Origin of the sequence: Nostoc sp. NOS(2021) (assembly GCF_017115025.1) — a bacterium.
Classification (GTDB): domain Bacteria; phylum Cyanobacteriota; class Cyanobacteriia; order Cyanobacteriales; family Nostocaceae; genus Nostoc.
On record NZ_JABXKM010000293.1, the window covers coordinates 37,795 to 58,501 of the forward strand.

The 20,707-nt window shown below is 45.6% G+C and carries 13 protein-coding genes and 1 pseudogene; 7 read left to right on the forward strand and 7 right to left on the reverse strand.

What is annotated here, in order from left to right; translation table 11 throughout:
- Positions 1 to 97: 97 nt before the first annotated feature.
- On the reverse strand, positions 98 to 2,089 hold the full coding sequence (locus HWQ41_RS28810) for an MASE1 domain-containing protein (RefSeq protein ID WP_292770675.1): 1,992 nt from the start codon (positions 2,087 to 2,089) through the stop codon (positions 98 to 100).
- Positions 2,090 to 2,351: 262 nt separating this feature from the next.
- Here HWQ41_RS28810 and HWQ41_RS28815 point away from each other — a divergent pair.
- Positions 2,352 to 2,519 (forward strand): annotated as a pseudogene (locus HWQ41_RS28815) (tyrosine-type recombinase/integrase); the annotation flags it as partial.
- A 104-nt stretch (positions 2,520 to 2,623) separates the two neighbouring features.
- Here HWQ41_RS28815 and HWQ41_RS28820 read toward each other — a convergent pair.
- Together HWQ41_RS28820 and HWQ41_RS28825 are read right to left on the reverse strand one after the other, a co-directional pair.
- The gene (locus HWQ41_RS28820; RefSeq protein WP_292770677.1) at positions 2,624 to 3,883 is read right to left on the reverse strand and encodes an FAD-dependent hydroxylase; all 1,260 of its coding nucleotides are present in this window, start codon (positions 3,881 to 3,883) and stop codon (positions 2,624 to 2,626) included.
- A 1,288-nt stretch (positions 3,884 to 5,171) separates the two neighbouring features.
- Positions 5,172 to 5,432, reverse strand: coding sequence for a hypothetical protein (locus HWQ41_RS28825; RefSeq protein ID WP_292770679.1), 261 nt, complete (start codon positions 5,430 to 5,432; stop codon positions 5,172 to 5,174).
- A gap of 614 nt (positions 5,433 to 6,046) precedes the next feature.
- On the opposite strand from HWQ41_RS28825, the gene HWQ41_RS28830 reads away from it, so the two are divergent.
- From HWQ41_RS28830 to crtE, 4 genes are all read left to right on the forward strand, one after another.
- A complete protein-coding gene (locus tag HWQ41_RS28830) occupies positions 6,047 to 8,311 on the forward strand; it encodes a family 2 encapsulin nanocompartment cargo protein terpene cyclase (RefSeq protein WP_292770680.1) in 2,265 nt (754 codons plus the stop codon).
- Between the two features lie 125 nt (positions 8,312 to 8,436).
- Positions 8,437 to 9,846, forward strand: coding sequence for a family 2B encapsulin nanocompartment shell protein (locus HWQ41_RS28835; protein WP_292770681.1), 1,410 nt, complete (start codon positions 8,437 to 8,439; stop codon positions 9,844 to 9,846).
- 211 nt (positions 9,847 to 10,057) lie between these two features.
- The gene (locus HWQ41_RS28840; RefSeq protein ID WP_292770683.1) at positions 10,058 to 11,464 is read left to right on the forward strand and encodes a family 2B encapsulin nanocompartment shell protein; all 1,407 of its coding nucleotides are present in this window, start codon (positions 10,058 to 10,060) and stop codon (positions 11,462 to 11,464) included.
- Between the two features lie 306 nt (positions 11,465 to 11,770).
- The gene (gene crtE / locus HWQ41_RS28845) at positions 11,771 to 12,676 is read left to right on the forward strand and encodes a geranylgeranyl diphosphate synthase CrtE (RefSeq protein ID WP_292770685.1); all 906 of its coding nucleotides are present in this window, start codon (positions 11,771 to 11,773) and stop codon (positions 12,674 to 12,676) included.
- 521 nt (positions 12,677 to 13,197) lie between these two features.
- On the opposite strand, the gene prmA is transcribed toward crtE, so the two are convergent.
- Together prmA and serA are read right to left on the reverse strand one after the other, a co-directional pair.
- Positions 13,198 to 14,118 (reverse strand): 50S ribosomal protein L11 methyltransferase, encoded by a 921-nt coding sequence (gene prmA, locus HWQ41_RS28850; RefSeq protein ID WP_292770687.1) that lies wholly within the window; start codon positions 14,116 to 14,118, stop codon positions 13,198 to 13,200.
- 122 nt (positions 14,119 to 14,240) lie between these two features.
- Positions 14,241 to 15,821 carry a phosphoglycerate dehydrogenase gene (gene serA, locus HWQ41_RS28855; RefSeq protein ID WP_292770689.1) on the reverse strand — a complete coding sequence of 527 codons (1,581 nt, stop codon included), beginning with the start codon at positions 15,819 to 15,821 and terminating at the stop codon, positions 14,241 to 14,243.
- A 745-nt stretch (positions 15,822 to 16,566) separates the two neighbouring features.
- On the opposite strand from serA, the gene HWQ41_RS28860 reads away from it, so the two are divergent.
- Entirely contained in the window at positions 16,567 to 17,349 is a 783-nt protein-coding gene (locus HWQ41_RS28860) for a Uma2 family endonuclease (protein WP_292770691.1), read from the forward strand.
- Positions 17,350 to 17,456: 107 nt separating this feature from the next.
- Here the strand turns inward: HWQ41_RS28860 and HWQ41_RS28865 are convergent, their stop codons facing one another.
- Positions 17,457 to 18,311 (reverse strand): HIT family protein, encoded by an 855-nt coding sequence (locus HWQ41_RS28865; protein WP_292770693.1) that lies wholly within the window; start codon positions 18,309 to 18,311, stop codon positions 17,457 to 17,459.
- 121 nt (positions 18,312 to 18,432) lie between these two features.
- Positions 18,433 to 19,248, reverse strand: coding sequence for a Uma2 family endonuclease (locus tag HWQ41_RS28870; protein ID WP_292770695.1), 816 nt, complete (start codon positions 19,246 to 19,248; stop codon positions 18,433 to 18,435).
- A 363-nt stretch (positions 19,249 to 19,611) separates the two neighbouring features.
- On the opposite strand from HWQ41_RS28870, the gene HWQ41_RS28875 reads away from it, so the two are divergent.
- Positions 19,612 to 20,707, forward strand: a 1,096-nt coding sequence (locus HWQ41_RS28875) for a HEAT repeat domain-containing protein (protein WP_292770697.1), incomplete at its 3' end; no start/stop codon positions are given.

The following is a 20,707-nucleotide window of genomic DNA, read 5'->3' on the forward strand; positions in this document are numbered from 1 at the left end:
AACTCTGTTACCAACGTAGGCATCGCTTCTCGAAATTCTCCTTATAATGCCCAATGCCCAATGCCCTATTCATCATTCGTGCTGATATTGTGCTTACTCAAGCAATCTTCTGAGCTTTTACAGGAATCTCAATCACAAACTTTGTGCCTTGCCCAAGTGTGGACTCACACCAAAGATTACCGCCATGCTTCTCAGTTACAATTTGATAGCTGATATACAAACCCAAACCAGTGCCTTTGCCAACGGGCTTGGTGCTGAAAAAAGGATCAAATAGTTTAGAGCGAATCTCTTTTGAAATACCTATTCCATTGTCAGAAATCATAATCATCACTTGGTTTGTATCGATTTGACGAGTCTGAATCCAGATGGCATTGGGGTTGGCTGAAATGTCTTGGAACAAACGCCCCTGATTAGATTCTTCTAATGCATCAACAGCATTGCTCAAAAGATTCATAAACACTTGATTAAGGGAGCCAGGATCACATTCAATCAGTGGTAACTGACCATACTCTTTAATAAGCTGGATCTGTGGGCGATCGGCTGTCGCTTGCAATCGATGTTGCAAAATCACCAAGGTACTATCAATCCCTTGATGAATGTCTACCGCTTTCAATCCTGCTTCATCCAAGCGCGAGAAGTTCCGCAGCGATAACACAATAGTACAGATACGCTCGGTACCAATTTCCATCGACTGAAGAATGTTGGTCAAATCTTCCTGTAAAAAGTCCAGTTCAAGCTTATCCAATTCTGTGTCCAGGGCTTGAGGTGGATTGGGATAGTGCTGTTGGTAAGCTTGCAATGCTCTCAACAAACCTTGGATATACTCAGAAACATAAGTCAAGTTGGCATGAATGAAATTAACCGGGTTATTGATTTCATGGGCAACCCCTGCCACCATCTGTCCCAATGCAGACATTTTTTCACTCTGAATCATCTGCAATTGAGTGCGTTTGAGTGTTTGTAGGGCTTGCTTCAGAGTCGTATTCTTTTGATTCAATTCTTCAGTTCTCTGCTGAACTCGAACTTCCAGAGTTTCATTGGTTCTGGCTAATTCGGCAAAAGCTAAACGCAGCTTGCTTTCTGCTTGTGTTCGTTCGGCGATCGTTGCTGTCAGTACAAGAATGGTGAGTGTAATCACGCCAATAAACGATTGCAGTTGCATCAAAGATTCGTTGAGATCCGCAGTCACAAAACCACCTTTGCCATTAACGGTTGCGATCACTGCGATCGCAGCCACAATAAAAGTTAACAGCGTTGCACCCGGTTGCCCTAGTCGAAAGGCAGACCAGATCAAAATCGGAATTAACATATACTCCAGGTGATATCCCTTACCAAAAGCAACTTTGGCGATGAGAATGACCAACCCCATCAGGATAACTGGCTCTACAATTAACCAGAATATTAAACGGTGTGAGTTTGCTCTTGAGTGTCGAAAATGAGGGAGATTTTCAGAATCCTCTGAAGTTGAACTGAGAGATAACCATTGCCAGATTGGATGTCGTTTTTTTTGAATGAATTGCCCCCAACTAAGCAGAATCGGGGTGACGATAAAAATTCCCGAAACATTAGAAATCCACCAGGTTAACCAGACTGTCCCATACGCTGTCCAGGGAACTTTACCACTCAACGCCAAGCAAGCGACTCCCACAGTTGCATTGATCATCGGCCCCACCATGCCGGTTAAGATCAAAAATTTGAACACGTCGCGGACACGTTCTAAGGGATAGTGAAGGTTGGTAGTTTTCCGCAGCAGGAAGGCACCCAACAGAGTCCCCAGAGTTGTTCCGATCGCAATTCCCAGAACTGGTAGCGTTGAAATCACTAGGGATAAGAAACTTGTTGGATCTCGGAACGCCCAGAAGTTGGCGAGAAATGAACCCAGCAAAACACCGTACCCGATCCAATTACCAAACAACAGAACAGCCCCAGCAGCAATTCCATCCGGGGGCCAAACTGGAGTCACATTCTGGGGTGTGGAGGCAAGGTGCCGTGAAATTTCAGCCATTTCATAATAGGCGATCGCCAAAACAAAGGTGCCTCCGATTTGCCTTAGCGCATGAGGGAATATAGAGGATTTTTGTTGAATCATCTGTTTAGTGGCTGCTTGATATCAACGTTGCTTGTCTTTACATAGAATGCCCTTTTTCCTTAGAGAATGTTTGAAAAGTATTTGGCTGTGATTTTAGGCACTTCTTGATTCCGGTTCCCCCATTAAAAAGGGGGGAACCGGAATCAAAGTCCCCGAATTTATCGGGGTATTTAGGAGGATCTAGAACGTTTTGATACCTACAATAGGACTTTTCAAACAACCTCTTAAGGTCGGAACATAAAGCAGCCATGAAAGTAATTTACAAAAAGCATTAAAACAAGCGGTTCGTCAAGCTGGTATTCAAAAAAAGGTGGGTTGTCATACCTTTGGTCATAGTTTCGCCACCCATTTACTGCAAAATGGCTATGACATCCGCACTATACAGAAATTACTCGGACACAAATATCTGAAAACTACGATGATTTATACCCTGGCAGCGATGCCTGCGGCGGTAAACTACGCATTGTTTCCCAAACTTTTCCCGAATTGAATCTCACCCCAAATCAGATTTTTCAAGCTGGTATCGTGTAGCGTTTATCGTTTTGCTAATTCTGGAGTCCGCCCCTTCAAACCGATCATCAACTTCAGCATAAACACCTTTAATACAGGTACTCGCTGCAAAAGCCATAAACCCAGGCGACGCACCACCACCACAGGTAAGAAATTATTAGAAAACATCCGATCTAACAAATCGGTGAAACCTAAAATCGTCAGGTTTTCCAGCTTGCGCCAGCGTTCATAACCTTTAAGAATCTGAATGTCGCCAATATCTTTACCCGCTTGGTGCGCTGCTTGAATTACTTGCGCCAAAGCGGCTGCATCCCGAATACCCAGATTTAAACCTTGTCCGCCGACAGGATGGCAATTGTGCGCCGCATCACCAATTAATGCCAGTCGCGGGAGAACATAGCGATCGCTTTGCATGAGTTGTACCTGAAATACAAAGCGATCGCCCAGTAATTCCAATTTCCCCATTTGATCACCATAGCGACGGGTTAATTCTCTTAAAAATTGCTCGTCATCTAAAGCACATAAAGCTTTCGCTTCTTCGTGGGGGGCTGTCCAGACAATGCGGCAACGGTTCCCCGGTAAAGGTAAAATCGCAAAGGGCCCGCTAGACCAAAATCTTTCGTAAGCGGTGTTGTTGTGCGGTTTTTCGGGTTTGACAAATGCAACTATGCAAGACTGCCAATATTTCCAGCCCAGAGTTTTGATCCCAGCAGCTTGACGAATCGGCGATCGCGCCCCATCTGCTGCTATCAGTAATTTGCTTTTGACTGTCCGTAACTGATCGCCAATTTTAATCTCTATCGCTACTATATCCTTCTGATATTGCGTATTTACCACTTCCGCCGGACACAGATAAGTCACATTTGGACAATTTTGGACAAACTCCTGCAAAGGCTGCAACAGCGCTTGGTGTTCCGCCACATAACCCAACTCTGCTGTACCTAGATCATCTGTGGCAAATTCCACCACATGGGGAGAATCGGCATCAGAAAGATGAACCCGACAATATTTGGCGATTTGAGGCAACATTTTGTCCCAAACTCCAATTCCTTGATAAATTAGCGACGAAAGCATGTGAACTGCATAGGCTTGTCCCTTAGCTACCGCCGCTGATACAAATGTTGCCTCAATCAGCAAGACACTCAAGCCAGAATCTTTTAAAGCAGAGGCTAGAGTTAACCCAATAATCCCACCGCCGACAATTACCAAATCATATTCATATCCCCGCTCATTTGGCGGTGTTGGTTGGGGGGAAAGAGATTGTTCAAGCTGCATTAGGGTCATTGTTAAGTTAGGTTACAGCGTCTTAACTCTTATTTTGACGCGATCGCGCTCCTTAGAGCAAGTTGAAAAGCTAAAGAATGCTAGCGATGCCTGCGGCGGGCGTAGATGCAGCATCTTTTTCACGTAGAACCTCACTTTCTGTATTAAAATCTTCCCTTATACCAATTCTGTATGAAGATGCGCTAAAGCATATTTAAGTACAAGAAAGAAAAACGAACCGCGAAGGACGCGTTCACGAAGTGTCTCGAAGAGAAGGACGCAAAGGAAGAAAGAAGTTAAAAGGGTTTGGCGCAGCCTCACAAAGAAATGGTATTAGTTTGTTGAAAGAAATGTGATTTCAGCAAATTGTGAAAACTGATACCACTCATAGAAATCTGAATAAAGCTACCCAAAAATTGGCACTTGAACACTATTTGGCATAAGAGGTATAGTAAAACCAGTTTTTTTGTTTTGATTTCATATCAAATCTTTTTAGGCGAGCGCGCCCTTTTGAGCAAATTAATAAAAGCAAATATTGAAAAACCCCACTGATGACTGAGGACAACAGCGAGGTTACACAGCTTTACTTATTTTGCAGATAAATAAAGTATAATTTTTTTTGCCGAGCTACTACTAATTATTACTAGTAAGAGTAAGTCATTATTAAATATGCTGTGTTTGACAGCAGGAGATTATTGATGATGTTTGTTAACGTAATGTCGATGTATTCTTTTGTGATGATGTCTATGATGTCTAATAGCAGCTGAAGCCGGTGTAGCTTGAAAGATTGGTGCAGCAATAGCTATTGGAGTAGCAATTACTAGAGCTAAAACTAAACCTTTAGCAAACTTGTTCATGTGATTTTATTCATTCTATTTCTTCAGTGAATCTATGAATTAAATATGACAAAGACATATGTCGATATCTTGTTATTTATATGAAGTTTTCGTGGATATTTTTGCCAAAACTAGCATCTATATACACCGGAAAATTTATTAGTCTACAGAGAAAAAATTACGGGAGTTTTTCGGCAAGTAGCTAGAATTAAGTAGATGGATGTGAACTACCTACACCCCCGCAAAGCTAGAGTGTAGGCTTCCGGCTTCATTGACAACAGCCTTTCGGTAGGGTCGAGGTGAGCATTACTGCTCAACCCCTCCCATTCGGAACCGTGCTTGCATCTTTCAGCGCACACGGCTACTCAGTGTTTTTTCCATATTATCAGGATTCCCAATTATTTTTTTAATCACTCTTCTGCTTTTAAAGAAGGCTGCCGTTGTGTCAACTCTAGTAACTCTCAACTCAATTCTCAGTTTATTTTTATGTATCTATTATTACTAGAATCGACAATTTGCTGAAAGTTAATTTTTTGAGTGCGATCGCTTTGCCCGCCGCAGACATCGCATGGAACTATAATCAGCCGATAGTACAGTTCTGCCACCTGATCAAATCGCTGTGCTAGCTGCAAAGCCTCATTTACATATTCTTTTGGCAAACTAACGTCAAATCCTGCTAGTGTTTCTAAGTCGCGGATATCCTGTTCCAAAGCCAAGTGTGCCAAAGTTCCCACTCGCCTTGCCCTTCCAACGCCTAGTGTCTACGTTGAGGCGACTGAAATACTATACCCCTTAATGACAACAAATTCCCTGTTAATCGACATTAGTTGCAAAAAATTAACAATTAGTAATTATTGTTTAATAACTGTCTTAAATCTTTTAACTATCCGCTTAACTGTCTTAACTGTCTTCTAATTCTTCAATTTTTGATTTAACTATCTGCTTAACTGTCTTAACTGTCCTCTAATTCTTCAATTAATTATTCGACTGTTTATTTAACTGCTTTAGTCTACGTATTGCTTTTTTTCTACAACTATGAAAAATTATGAGAGCACCATAATAAATCGCTAAAAATTCATCTGCCAGCATCGGAAATTAGTAATGACTTAAACAGCTTTTTCAAATGCCCGATCTTTGGGTATAGGGAACTTCAAATAAAACGTACATAGCTCGTTATTTGGAGTAGGAGCATCTTGTATTATCGCCTTGACACGAGCCACCACGAGCAAACCAGATGTGGAAACCTAGCCCGGTTGGCGAGGGAGGATACTCTTGAAGCGCAAAGGTGCTGAGATCAGCCACGAAATAAAGACAGCAAGATGACCCCACAGGAGGTTTAGCGCAGATCATGCAACCCTTTGAACTGCCAGATTTTTATATGCCTTGGCCCGCGCGGCTGAACCCAAACCTGGAAGCGGCGCGAGTGCATTCCAAGGCGTGGGCCTACCAGATAGGGATACTTGGCTCAGAAAAGGAAGCGCAAAGCTCGGCTATCTGGGACGAGCGCACGTTCGATGCCCACGACTACGCCTTGCTTTGCTCGTATACCCATCCAGATGCGCCAGGGACAGAGCTTGACCTCGTGACCGACTGGTATGTTTGGGTGTTTTTCTTCGACGATCACTTCCTTGAGACTTATAAGCGTAGCCGAGACATGGCTGGGGCAAAGGAGTACCTCGACCGACTACCAGCGTTTATGCCGGTGTACCCCACCGACACCCCCCCCGTTTCCACCAACCCAGTAGAGCGCGGCTTGTCCGACCTATGGTCTCGCACCGCGTTCACCAAGTCTGCGGACTGGCGACTCCGGTTCTCCGAGAGTACCAAGAACCTCCTGGAAGAGTCTCTGTGGGAACTCTCCAATATCAGCCAGGATCGAGTCGCCAACCCCATCGAGTACATCGAGATGCGCCGCAAGGTTGGCGGCGCCCCCTGGTCAGCGGATCTCATCGAGCACGCCGTGTTTGTAGAGATCCCGGCTGAAATCGCCACAACTCGGCCGATGCGTGTACTGAAAGACACATTTGCCGATGGGGTGCATCTACGCAACGACCTGTTCTCCTACCAGAGAGAAGTAGAGGATGAAGGCGAAAATGCCAACTGCGTATTGGTCTTTGAGCGATTCCTGAATGTGGGTACGCAGGAGGCAGCCAACCTCACCAATGAACTGCTGACTTCGCGGCTACAGCAGTTCGATAACACCGCCATCACCGAGCTGCTCCCCCTTTTCGAGGAGTACGGACTGGACCCAGTGGCTCGCGTGAACGTTCTGTTATACATCAAAGGACTTCAGGATTGGCAGTCGGGCGGTCACGAGTGGCACATGCGATCGAGCCGCTACATGAACAAGGGAGGGGACAATTCTTCGACACCCACGTTACTTCTGGGCGGACCTACAGGGCTGGGCACATCGGCTGCGCGTATTGGAGCGTTACACGCCGCCTTTGGTTTAAGAAGGTTCAAGAGCTTCACTCATGTTCCATACCAGGCTGTGGGGCCAGTAACACTGCCGAAGTTTTACATGCCGTTCTCTACAGGTTTGAATCGCCATCTGGATGCCGCGCGGCAGCATTCCAAGGAATGGGCGCGTCAGATGGGGATGCTGGACTCACTACCTGGCATCAGGAATGCCGTGATCTGGGATGACCATAAGTTCGATGTTGCCGACGTGGCCTTATGCGGTGCGTTGATCCATCCAAATGCGTCCGGTACTGAGCTTAATCTGACGGCGGGCTGGCTTGTCTGGGGAACCTATGCCGACGATTACTTCCCGGCGCTCTACGGGCACACCCGCGATATGGCTGGTGCGAAAGTGTTCAACGCCCGACTGTCGGCGTTTATGCCTCTCGACTCCACCCCCATCCCGTTACCAACTAACCCGGTGGAACGCGGCTTGGCTGACCTGTGGTCTCGCACAGCTGCCCCCATGTCTGCAAACGCGCGGCGTCAGTTCCGCCGTGCTGTCGAGGACATGACCGAAAGCTGGTTGTGGGAGCTCGCCAACCAGATCCAAAATCGGATTCCAGACCCGGTAGACTATGTTGAGATGCGCCGTAAGACGTTTGGCTCGGATCTCACAATGAGCCTGTCCCGACTAGCTCAGGGCGATGAGATTCCGCCGAAGATATACCGCACCCGACCGATGCGCGGACTGGACAATTCGGCCGCCGACTTCGCCTGTTTAACCAACGACATCTTCTCCTACCAGAAAGAAATAGAATTCGAGGGCGAACTCAATAACGGCGTGCTGGTCGTTCAGCAATTCCTCAACTGCGATCTGCCGCAGGCCGTCGAGGTCGTCAACGACCTGATGACCTCTCGGATGCGCCAGTTTGAACACATCGTCGCCACCGAACTGCCTGCCCTTTTCGACGATTTCGACCTGGACGCAAGTGCCCGCGAGAAACTGCACGGATACGTCGAGAAACTACAGCAGTGGATGTGCGGCGTGCTCAAGTGGCATATAGCGGTGGACCGCTATAAGGAATTTGAATTGCGTAATAATTCGGCAGCAGGGCGGCTGTTCGGCGGCCCCACAGGGTTAGGCACCTCGGCTGCGCGTATCGGTTCGTTGGCCGGTGCAGGGAGTCCAAGGTCAGTATTCGGTCGATGAGGTTCAGTTCCTTTTGTCGCTGAATAGATTTTGATGATGTGAGTCCCTAAAGTCAGTATTCGATCAAGTGAGGTCGGGTCTTTTTGTTAGTAACTGTTAGTAACTATAGAATGGAGGGTTAGGTTGTGACTGAATCTATCGAGTCGAATTTGGATGTTGAGAGTGGACAACCTCAACTGAGTTTGAGTACCGCAGCGGCGCGTAACTTGGCGACAACGACTAAATCTGTGCCGCAGATGCAGGGCATTACCTCGCGGTGGTTGTTGAAGCTGTTACCGTGGGTGGAGACAAAAGGTGGCACCTATCGAGTGAACCGACGGTTGAGCTATGCGGTGGGTGATGGGCGGTTCAGTTTCTCCAACACCGGAGCCGAGGTGCAGGTGATTCCCCAGGAACTTGGTGAGTTGCCATTACTGCGAGGGTTTGACGAGGTTGAAGTCTTGAGCGCGTTGGCGGGTCGGTTTGTTCAGCAGGAGTTCGCACCCGGTCAGGTGATCGTAGAGTCAGGTCAGCCAGCCAATCAGCTTTTCCTGATTGCTCATGGCAAGGTGAACAAGATTGGCGTTGGCAAGTATGATGAGCAGACCATATTGGGTGTGTTAGCTGACGGCGACTATTTTGGTGGTCAGGTGTTGGAAGAGTCCCAGAGCAATTGGGATTTCACAGTCCAGGCGATCACCCGCTGCACGATATTGACACTACCACAACAGGCGTTTCGGGAGTTGCTCAACCAGTCACAGGCGTTGCAGGCTCATGTTGATCGCTTCAGAACCCGCCCAGAAGGAGCACAGAACGAGTACGGGGAAGCTTCTATTGAGGTGACTTCAGGGCATGTTGGGGAGCCTGAGTTGCCAGGAACCTTCGTAGATTACGAACTCTCACCTCGGGAATATGAGTTGAGCGTCGCCCAAACGGTGTTGCGGGTGCGTACTCGGGTAGCGGATCTGTACAACGAACCGATGAACCAGACCGAACAACAACTGCGGCTGACTATTGAGGCATTGCGAGAACGTCAAGAACACGAATTGATCAACAACAGTCAATTCGGGTTGCTGCACAACGCCGACCTCAAACAGCGCATCTACACCCGCAGCGGACCACCTACCCCCGACGACTTCGATGAACTGCTGGCCACGGTATGGAAGGAGCCGGGATTCTTCCTAGCTCACCCCCGCAGCATTGCCGCCTTCGCTCGGGAGTGCAACCGTCTTGGCATCTATCCACAAAGCATCGACCTGGGCGGCCACATGGTGCCTGCTTGGCGTGGTATACCCATCTTTCCCTGCAACAAGATCCCCATTAGCAATACTCGCACCAGTTCTATCCTCTTGCTCCGCACTGGTGTGGAAAAACAAGGGGTGATCGGCCTACACCAAACTGGTATCCCCGACGAATACCAACCTAGTTTGTCTGTCCGATTTATGGGCATAAGCGAAAAGGCCATTATCTCTTACCTCGTCACCGCCTACTACTCCGCAGCTGTCCTAGTCCCTGACGCACTCGGCATCCTCGAAGATGTCGAAATCGGGCGCTAAGTATTCGTCAAAGATTAGGGCAAAATGGCTTTTGTCAATGAGAAATTACGCTTAAAATCCAGTATTAAAATCAGCTTTAATGAGGCTCGTTCCCACGGTTTTAGGAATATTTTTAAGCAACATTACTTGTTGACAAAAGCGTTATAACCTTAACTTCTTACCTATTGGATCGGGCACTTTTTTTAGTAACTAGAGAGTGGAGGGTTAGGTTATGACGGATTCTATTGAATCGAATTTGGATGTTGAGAGTGGACAACCTCAACTGAGTTTGAGTACCGCAGCTGCACGCAATTTGGCGACAACGACCAAATCTGCACCGCAGATGCAGGGCATTACCTCTCGGTGGTTGTTGAAGATGTTACCGTGGGTGGAGACGAAAGGTGGCACCTATCGAGTGAACCGACGGTTGAGCTATGCAGTGGGTGATGGGCGGTTAAGTTTCTCCAACACCGGAGCCGAGGTGCAGGTGATTCCCCAGGAACTTGGTGAGTTGCCATTACTGCGAGGGTTTGACGAGGTTGAAGTCTTGAGCGCGTTGGCGGGTCGGTTTGTTCAGCAGGAGTTCGCACCCGGTCAGGTGATCGTAGAGTCAGGTCAGCCAGCCAATCAGCTTTTCCTGATTGCTCATGGCAAGGTGAACAAGATTGGCGTTGGCAAGTATGATGAGCAGACCATATTGGGTGTGTTAGCTGACGGCGACTATTTTGGTGGTCAGGTGTTGGAAGAGTCCCAGAGCAATTGGGATTTCACAGTCCAGGCGATCACCCGCTGCACGATATTGACACTACCACAACAGGCGTTTCGGGAGTTGCTCAACCAGTCACAGGCGTTGCAGGCTCATGTTGATCGCTTCAGAACCCGCCCAGAAGGAGCACAGAACGAGTACGGGGAAGCTTCTATTGAGGTGACTTCAGGGCATGTTGGGGAGCCTGAGTTGCCAGGAACCTTCGTAGATTACGAACTCTCACCTCGGGAATATGAGTTGAGCGTCGCCCAAACGGTGTTGCGGGTGCGTACTCGGGTAGCGGATCTGTACAACCAACCGATGAACCAGACCGAACAACAACTGCGGCTGACCATTGAGGCATTACGGGAACGTCAAGAACACGAATTGATTAACAACCGTGAATTCGGGTTGCTGCACAACGCCGACCTCAAACAGCGTATCTACACCCGCAACGGATCACCCACCCCCGACGACCTCGACGAACTGCTCAGTCGACGCAGGAAGTCGAAGTTCTTCCTGGCTCACCCCCGCACCATTGCCGCCTTCGGTCGAGAGTGTAACCGCCTCGGCATCTATCCACAAAACATCGATCTGGATGGCAGCATGGTACTTGCTTGGCGCGGTGTACCGATCTTTCCCTGCAACAAGATCCCCATCACTGATACCCAGACCAGCTCCATTCTGGTACTCCGTACCGGTGAAGAAGACCAAGGCGTAATTGGCCTACACCAAACTGGTATCCCGGACGAATACCAACCGAGCTTGTCCGTCCGATTCATGGGTATAAGCGAAAAGGCAATCATTTCTTACCTCGTCACAGCCTACTACTCGGCAGCCGTCCTCGTCCCCGACGCACTCGGTATCCTCGAAGACGTCGAAATCGGGCGCTGAGGCAAGTGTACAGTGACTAATTAATGCCGTCGTGACAAATTGCTGTCCTTGAAATAAGCTTGAAGACAGTAATATATCACTGATGACAAATAGTAAGTCACTAGACCTCTTGCATAAATGCTTAAATTGTCATGTTGAGCGGAGCCAAACATCTGTGAGATTCTTCTCTCCACTACGTTTGGCTCAGAATGACATTGATGATTTTTTGACTTTTGCAAGAGGTCTACTGTATACAAAGGTCAGCGTCAAATGAGAAAGTCTTTCGTCACAACCACTGACTGAAAAAAGTATTGAGGAGAATTATTGATGCTGAATACTCAAATTATAAGATTTGATTTAAAAGCCTATCTATCACAACGGCGCAACCTTGTTGAAGCAACGCTTGAACGTTCAATTACTGTTGTCTATCCAGAAATACTCTATGAGTCTATGCGGTATTCTCTATTGGCTGGGGGAAAACGCCTGCGCCCAATTCTATGTCTAGCTAGCTGTGAGTTTGCAGGAGGCACAGTAGATATGGCAATGCCCACTGCCTGTGCCCTGGAAATGGTTCATACCTTTTCTCTGATCCATGATGACTTACCTGCAATGGATAACGATGACTATCGACGCGGAAAATTAACCAATCATAAGGTTTATGGTGAACCAATCGCTATTCTTGCAGGGGATGCACTTTTAGCCTATGCCTTTGAGTTTATTGCGGTTCAAACTAAAGGAGTTCCGGCTTCCCGATTAGTGCAAGTGATTTCCAAGTTGGCTCATGCGATCGCCGCAACGGGTTTAGTCGGTGGTCAAGTTGTCGATCTGCAATCTGAAGGATTACAGAATATTAATATAGAAACCCTTAACTTTATTCATTCCCACAAAACAGGAGCTTTGTTAGAAATTTCCGTTCTCTCAGGTGCAATACTGGCGGGCGCTGACAACGAAGTGCTGCAAAAGCTTTCTCGCTATGCTTCATACATTGGTCTAGCTTTTCAAATTATTGATGATGTTTTGGATGTAATTGGCACACAAGAAGAACTCGGTAAAACTCCAGGCAAAGACCAAAAGGCACAGAAAGTGACATATCCCAGTTTATGGGGTATTGAGGAATCAAAACGCAAGAGCCAAGAATTAGTTGACTTAGCGAAAGCTGAACTTGTTGATTTTGGAGATCAGGCACAACCTCTAATGGCGATCGCAGACTATATTACAGCCAGAAGAAAATAGCTGTTGGGTTGTCGTAAAATAGTGGAGATTTAGTATGCTTAATAGCTTAATAAATGCCATGATCAAAATAAAATCAGAGACCATTTATAAAGTCAATCTTTAGGTGGCTAGACGACTAAAAATACTAAAAACAAAGATGCTTACCGAATTAACTCTCGGTTTCTCGGATTACATAGTAATTCTCTGTATTTAGTGATGTAATACCATTTTTTTTTGAAGATGCGCCTATAGAACTTACCCAAAACCGCGCTGTAGGGGCAATTCATGAATTGCCCCTACGTGAATAAAGCGCAGCCTCACATAGAATTGGTATAAGACGCGGGTGCGATCATCTGTGAAATATGGAAATAAATTGTCACTTAAGCATTACTTGATTATTGATACTTAAGTCTAATAAGTAAATGGGCGTGAGAATAATTAAAGGTTTGTAGTAAGCGGTTCTAGCCCTTAAAATCGGGCTGGAACCGCTATACCACGAGCCAATTTAATTAATGTTATATTGTGTACTAGCATCTACTGGGTTAAGAACGCCGTACATTCAAGCAACACCATTCTTTTCGTTTCCACAGGGTAGCAACGACCCAACCATTTTCTTCTAAAGCGTCAGCAACAGCTTTAGATTGTTCCAGTAAAATACCACTGAAGATAGCCCAAGTTTCAGGTTTAGCGATCGCACTCATTTCTGGAACCAATTCAATAATTACATTAGCCAAAATATTGCAGACGATACCATCCACTGGGTTTTCAACTAGTTTCGTCAAAACGTCTACACTTCCCAGTGCAGGTAGTAAACGTTCTGGACTAATGTCGTTCAGGGCACCATTACTGATAGTTGATTGCACCGCCAAAGGGTCAGTATCCACTGCATAGACTTTCTCGGCTCCCAGTAGCAGCGCCCCAATGGAAAGGATACCAGAACCACAGCCAATATCCGCAATTACTAGATGTTCATGTTTGCCACTATTACCCACAAACGACTGAGAAACTCCACTCAGCCGCATTTCCAGGGATTCCAAACATAGCTGAGTGGTGGCATGGTTGCCCGTACCAAATGCTACACCAGGGTCTAGACGAATCACTAACCGTTCCGTTGTTTCTGGTAATGGTAGCCAAGCGGGGTTGATGAGGAAGCGATCGCCTATTTCCTGCGGATGCCAATATTGTTTCCAGCTAGTCGCCCAATCTTCCTCATCAATTAACTGCCATTGCAGGGAGGGAGATGAAAGTCCTACACAGAGGGCATCTTGACGCAGCCACAGCGACAGCGCTGCCAAATCTAGTAGCTGTGTTTGAATTGTCGGCAAGTAAGCTCTTACTAAAGATGAATTTCCTTTGTTTTCACTAGCTGTACCACGACAGCCAAAATCTTCCAGTCGCCAAAAGATCGAATCTTCTAGGTCTGGCTCACATAAAATCTGTAGTTCCCACCAGGTGTTTGCCATATAATTTTAGATTTTAGATTTTAGATTTTAGATTGGGGACTTGGTAATGGTTAATGACCAATGCGAAAAACAATGAGCAATTAGCCATTACCAATCCAAAATCCAAAATCCGAAATCCAAAATTAAAGTGTTACCGTATACGCGTCCCGAATACCAGGGACTTTTATAATCTCATCCAAAATGCCCTCAGGTAAGGGGTCATCTATACTCAGAGCCATTACCGCATCACCACGGACGATTTTACGACCTACTTGCATACTGGCAATATTCACATTAAAGCTGCCGAGTAGGGAACCAAGTTTGCCGATAATCCCTGGCATATCGCGGTGCAGGGTAAACAACATATATTTAGTGGGTGGGACGTTAATCGGGAAACCGTCAACGTCAGTTAGATGGATTTCCCGCTCACCCAACAAAGCGCCTGTGACAGAATGAGTACCTAAAGTACCCGTAGCTTCTAGATGCAGTGTGCCGGCATAGTCTCGAATGGAAGCATCGCGGGTTTCAATCACCCGAATTCCGCGTTCTTTAGCTTCTATGCTGGCATTTACGTAATTTACCCGTTCCCGCAAAGCTTGGTAAAGTAATCCTTTCAGGGCAGCTACAACCAAAGGCTGACTTTTGTTGGTTGCTAGTTCGCCTTGTAGTCGAACAGTGAGTGTTTCCACCCGTCCGCCAGCTAGTTGTCCCACCAGATTACCTAGAGTTTCTGCTAGTTCCATGTAGGGTTTGAGTTCTTCCAACACATCGGGGCCGAGTCCGGGAATGTTGACGGCTGAACGTGCTGGTAGTCCTAAAAGTACATCCCGAATTTGTTCGGCAACATCAATGGCCACATTCACTTGAGCTTCCGTAGTGGAGGCTCCCAAATGGGGGGTGAGGATAACTTCCTTACCTAGCGATCGCAACTCAGATTCACCCAGTGGTTCTGACTCGAACACATCCAAGGCTGCGCCCCCTATTGTACCCGCTTTCAGAGCTGCTGCTAAAGCTACTTCATCAATGATCCCACCACGAGCGCAGTTGATAATCCGGGCTGTGGGTTTCATTTTTGCCAGGGTTGTGGCATTGATTAAGTGGGTGGTTTCTGGGGTTTTAGGGATGTGTAGCGTAATATAATCTGCTTGCTGGAAGAGTAAATCTAGCTCCACTAACTGACAGCCAAGTTGTTCGGCTCGGTCTGTAGAAATAAAAGGGTCATAAGCTAGGAGTTTCATCCCCATTGTCTTAGCTACAGAGGCAACATGGGAGCCAATTTTACCCAAACCGACAACGCCGAGAGTTTTTTTGTAGACTTCCGCGCCGATAAAGCTATTGCGATCCCACGCACCGCGTTTCACCGAAGCGTTAGCATCGGGGATGTGGCGAGACAAAGCCAAAATCATCGCTAGCGCATGTTCGGCGGCGGCAATTGTATTTCCCTCTGGAGAATTGACTACCACAATTCCCCGGCGTGTGGCAGCAGGAACATCCACATTATCCACACCCACACCAGCACGGCCGATGATTTTTAGTTGAGTGCCGGCTTCAATGATTTCTTGGGTGACGCGCGTACCAGACCGAATCATCAGCGCGTCATACTCACCAATAATTTCGATCAGTTCTGCTGGTTTTAGACCTAGTTTGACATCGACGGTAGCAACTTGCGAAAGAATGTCAATTCCAGCTTGGTCAATGGAATCAGAGACAAGAACCTTAGACATGATTACTTCATTTAAAGCTACAGGTTTTGCTGCACAGGACTTTTTAGTTTAGTCTTTATCTGTCACAATTCAGCAAAAATTATTCGTTTGAATATCAACTTAACCTTTACTTACGCTGCGTGCTGATGGTATCGAAGCATGAGTGGCTTCTGGTGGGTACTGCCTCCTCAGTATTTGAACATGAGTGGCTGTTTGTACCACCCTGTCGCTAAATATAAAGCATGAATAGCACTAAGCACCTATATATTTATTAATAGTTAAGAGTTACCAAAATTTTATCGGCTTAAGCAACTTCCTTGGTGGGGTAGAAACGCCTGCATTCTTGACTGGGCTGCAACTTTCGCTGAGGCAATACTCTGCACAACCACCAAACGAGCTAGTAACTATTATATCTGTCGAATCTTGACTGTTTCTCAATACCACAAGTAGTATCCCTTAGTCAAAGTAAAACATTGCATCATCAAGAGAATCGGATTGTGACAGTTAGAATTTAGGCATCAAATAAATTTTATTGCTCATGATTCCGGCAGATTTAAGATTGCTTATGTAGTTAAAAGCTGGCAATTTGTGCAAGTAGAGTACTTAAGTATATAGTAGTAAGCTCATGACATAGTTAATGCACGTGCATCACCGATAGCGTTAGCGTTCGCGCAGCGTCTCGTAGACATCGCTAGCCCAGAAATCGCTATAATTCTGGTGAGCCAAATAGAGCCAAATATCCTTTGAGTTTTGGGGAAACCAGTCTATGTTAGAGTACAACTTACCAAGGTACTTGCCCTCAGCCGAGGAACTACCAGACTCTGATGAAACGCCTGTGGATAATGAACTGCAAGAATTGATACCAGGCTTGCTGAAGGCGATCCTGCTGATACTTTGGGCAGAACGCATGGACTGGTTGTTTGCGATAGATATGGGTATTTATTATCACCCCGATAAACCACCCATTGTGCCAGATGGGTTTTTGAGCTTAGGGGTAGAGCGGTTTTATGATGAGGAACTGCGTCCCAGTTATGTGCTGTGGGATGAAAATGTTGTACCGATTTTCGTGCTAGAAGTAGTTTCCCAAAATTATCGCAAGGAATACACTACTAAATTGGATGAATATGAGGCTTTAGGTGTACTTTATTACGTGATTTATTCCTCTCGTCGCCGCCGCAAACCGCATTTGGAAGTACATAAGTTAGTTAATGGTAAATATGAATTGCAACAGGGAAACCCCGTTTGGCTAACAGAAATTGGCTTAGGAATTGGTTGCGAAAGAGGAAATTATTGCGGCGTAACGCGGGAATGGATGTATTGGTATGATCAGCAAGGACAACGGTATCTCACGCCCGCAGAACAAATAAAACAAGAAGCACAACGCGCTCAACAAGAAACACAACGCGCTCAACAAGAAACACAACGCGCTCAACAAGAAGCACAACGCGCTCAACAAGAAACACAACGCGCTGAAGTTGCAGAACAACGGGTACAACAATTGACAGAACAATTAAGAGCGCTGGGAATAGATCCAGATAATCTGGGTTAACTGAATATTTTGCAATATTTTCAACAAGATCGAAAAAACTGGGTTTTTCAGATTTATGTATTTGCTATAAATCCGAGTTTGGTAGTGGAAGCTGTCAGTAAAAAAAACTATTGCCTTTTAGGAATAACGTTCCTGATTCCACTTTTAGCGCCAACAGTATCACCTTTGTAACGAGGGATGATATGAATACTGGCGTGCATAATATTTTGACCAGCGGCTCGATTGATATTCATTCCTATATTAAAGCCATCAGGTTCAAATTCTGCTCTGAGAATTTCTTGTACTTTGTTCACCATAAACCAGCAAGCAGATTGCTCTTTCAATGGTAGTTCAAAATAACTGCTGACATGACGTTTGGGAATAATCAGAGTATGTCCTTTACTTATAGGATAGCCATCAAAAATAGCATAAGCAGTTGCTGATTCAGTTAATAGTTTGAGAGTTTTATTGGGATTACAGAATATACAATAATTAGATGAATTTCGCTGATGATTATAGTGAACATACTCATATAATTCACGATGTTCATCTAAGCAAACTGAAGTAAATGGAAGTTTGACAATACATTGATAGGTAGGTTTTTTATGAACATAATGTTCTCGAAAACCTTCTTTTTTGATATCCCTTCTTACAGCATAATAAGCTTTGCCTCCTGGTTTTAATAAGTGTGATACTTCCATAAGAACATTAGTTTGTTCTTCAGTAAACAAAACATTTAAAACATAAAAGCAAATTATTGTATCAAATTTATTATCAGGATATTCTGGAAAATAATAAGGGTCATAACCTGTAATATCACAACCTTTTTGGCGCAATATTTTCACATCATTACCAAATCCACAACCAAAGTCTAGTATTTTGCCTTGTAACAAGTTTTGATTTAATAAAAACTGTGCCGGAAATGATAGATAACTTCTTTCGATCGCAGTAAGATGGCTGAACTGATTTTTTTGCTGTTTCATGGAATTTTGGTGCTGATGTCCCAAATTTATTATTCCCAGCATCCCTTGAGGTTATGCGATGTCTACGACGGGCTATGACGCTCTCTACGAGACGCTAAAAGCGAACGCGGACTCGCTACCGCTACGCTATCGGCGTCGCATCAGGGTCAAAACCTAGCTCACGTAATTTAGCTGCTAATATATCAGCACGTTGGCGTTCTTGTTCAGCGCGTTGGCGTTCTTGTTCAGCGCGTTGGCGTTCTTGTTCAGCGCGTTGGTGTTCTTGTTCAGCGCGTTGGCGTTCTTGTTGGGCTTGTTCGCTGCTCCACAACAGCAAATTTCCTTCTCTATCCCACCAGCGCAGCCAATTCATGGTTTGACATAATCTTTCACCTTGCCAAATTCCGAGAAATAACTCTAACTCAGGAATCCAAAAGCGTCCATTGGCGTCTGCTTGCTGCAAAGTATATTGTCCATTTTGCAAGCACCTTAGTTCTATGCTTGGTTCGTAGGGGTCGTAGGTTACGTAGGTTGGAACTTGGAGAATCTTTTCGTAATAATAGAGTTTACCGTATGGTGGAGTTGAGCGGACTGATAGTTCTCCCCCTTCTGTGTCTGAGAGAAATTCCATCACTACAGCCACAGCAGCGCCTTCTAAATTCGGGGTATAGCTGCGACGAACCACATTTGCGGCTACAGACTGCACTTGAGGTACGTAAAACCAATCAGGGGCTTTAACGACAATTTTTTTGTTGACTGTGGCTACAAGTCCAAAATTAGAGCCAATCAACATCTGGGGTTGGATGCGTCCTGTGCTTCCCAAAGCATCGGTAAGCGCAGCAGCGATCGCAGGTTGTTGAATATTTTCCACTGGATCGTCAGGTAAAATGAAGTCGGCTGGAAGTGCTTCCCAAGTAACAGTTGGTTCTTTTTGGATGGGGTTAACTTGGAGAACCATAAAACTACTCCTAAATGCACAGTATATTAATTATTCTAAAGAAATCTTCAGTCGGGATCGCTTGTAACTTAGAAGACTCAGATGGAGACTGGGGATTTTATTGTTGGTGTTAAGCATATTTTTGTGCGATCGCTTGTCATAAATCCAAATAATCTTAAGTTTTGGATGAATATAGCGGTTCTCGCTTGGATGTAATACACTTTGACCTCTCTCCAAACCTCTCTCCTCTGAGGAGAGAGGCTTTGATCTTACTCCCCTTCCCTTGTAGGGAAGGGGTAGGGGGTTAGGTCTGTATTGAACTCAACCCAGAAGCGCCATAGATTAGCACTCCCTAAAAACCCAGTAATCTGATTTCTCAAGCTAGTGTATATACTCGTAGTCAAGCACTTCGCAGGCGTGAGTATTATGCTGGAATGGTTGATTGGCTGGATAGCAAGCAATGCCTTTCTGCATCGGAAATTTTTAGAATATTTCTGTGCTTGGGAGTTTGTCTGGCAGTTTGAGAAGGAAGGCAGTATTTCAATTGAGGATCTCAAAACTGAAGTTTTTGGCAAACACTGGCAAGATGAAACTTGGCATGAGGTATTGCGGCTAATTGCCGGAATGATTGATGCGAAATTTGTTGGTGAAATTCTTGATTACTTAATGGGGCAAGATGGCGAAGAGGAAAAATTTCTCAACTTGTTTTTAGCGGCTAAGTGTCTTGCAGAAGTGAGAAATCGGTCGGTAATTGCGTCAGTGGCTAATAAATTATTTGGCAAGGTAAAAGACTTAACTAAATATGACCTCTGGTATTATTACACCTATGACAATGCAGAAGAAACTAAGCTAGTTCAGGAAGTTCGCATTCAAGCAGTTTTAACAATCGCCGCAATTTGGAAAGATAACCGTGATACCTTAGACTGCCTCAAAGACTGCGCCACTGCTGATAATCAAAAGTATGTGCGAGGTGCCGCCATCGAAGCATTAGTCAGCAATTTCAAAGATGACCCGGACATCCGCTCGTTTCTCAAAGACCTCGCCACTGCTGATAATCAAAAGTATGTGCGAAGTGCAGCCATCCAAGCATTAGCCAGCAATTTCAAAGATGACCCGGACACCCACTCATTTCTCAAAAACTGCGTCACTGCTGATGATGGAAATGTGCGACGTGCAGCCATCAAAGCATTAGTCAGCAATTTCAAAGATGACCCGGACACCCGCTCGTTTCTCAAAGACCTCGCCACTGCTAATAATGAAAATGTGCAAGGTGCAGCCATCAAAGCATTAGCCAGCAATTTCAAAGATGACCCGGACACCCGCTCGATTCTCAAACACTGTGCCACTGCTGATGATGGAAATGTGCGACGTGCAGCCATCCAAGCATTAGCCAGCAATTTCCCAGATGACTCGGACACCCGCTCGATTCTCAAACACTGCACCACTACTGATAATATATGGTATGTGCGAGGTGCAGCCA